Origin of the sequence: Mycobacterium helveticum, from assembly GCF_007714205.1 — a bacterium.
Lineage (GTDB): Bacteria > Actinomycetota > Actinomycetes > Mycobacteriales > Mycobacteriaceae > Mycobacterium > Mycobacterium helveticum.
In genome coordinates this window covers 1-980 of sequence record NZ_VMQU01000304.1, presented here as the reverse complement: position 1 = coordinate 980, position 980 = coordinate 1, and the positions used below count along the sequence as shown (strand labels likewise).

Annotated in this window: 1 protein-coding gene; it reads left to right on the top strand. The window is 70.4% G+C overall.

Annotated features, from left to right (window positions below; all coding sequences use genetic code 11):
* The coding region (locus FPZ47_RS27625; RefSeq protein WP_144957485.1) for a beta-ketoacyl reductase at positions 1–980 on the top strand (980 nt) is incomplete at both ends.

Genomic DNA, 980 nt, shown 5'->3' with positions numbered 1-980 from the left:
GCGGCCAACGCGTTCCTGGATGGGTTGGCCGCGCACCGGCGGGCTCATGGCCTGCCGGCGATCTCGCTGGGCTGGGGCCTGTGGGAGCAGGCCAGCGCCATGACCGGCGGACTGGGCGCCGCCGGGCGGGCCCGGCTGGGCCGCGACGGAATCCTGGCCCTGTCGTCGGATGAGGCGCTGGAACTGTTCGACACCGCGCTCATCCTCGACGAGCCGTTCATCGCCGCCGCCCGCATCGACCTGGCGGCGCTGCGGGCGCACGCCGCCGTGGTTCCGCCGATGTTCAGTGAGCTGGTCGCCGCGCCCAGGCGCCGCCAGGTCGACGACTCCCTGGCCGCCGCGAGGTCGAAATCGGCACTGGCACAGCGGCTGCACGGGTTGCCCGAATCCCAACAGCATGCGGTCCTGTTGGACCTGGTGCGATCCAACATTGCCACCGTGCTGGGCAACGTCAGCCCCGAGGCCCTCGATCCCGACAAGGCCTTCCAGGAGCTCGGGTTCGACTCGCTGAGTGCGGTGGAGATGCGCAACCGGCTCAAAACCGCGACCGGCCTGGCGCTGTCGCCGACGCTGATCTTCGACTACCCGACGCCCAACGGGCTGGCCAGGTACATGTGTGCCGAACTCGCCGGTGTCCCACAGGAAATCACCCAGACGCCGGCGGGGCGGGTCGCCGGCGACGACCCGATCGCGATCGTCGGGATGTCGTGCCGCTTCCCGGGCGGGGTGAACTCCCCCGACGACCTCTGGGACATGGTGATCCGGGGCCGCGACGTGCTCAGGGAGTTCCCCGGCGACCGCGGCTGGGATCTGGCCGGGCTGTTCAATCCCGACCCCGATGTCCCGGGCACCTGCTACACCCGCACCGGTGGGTTCGTCGAAAACGTGGGCGACTTCGATCCGGGTTTCTTCGGGATCGGCCCCAGCGAGGCGCTGGCCATGGACCCCCAGCAGCGGCTGTTCCTGGAGTTGTCGTGGGA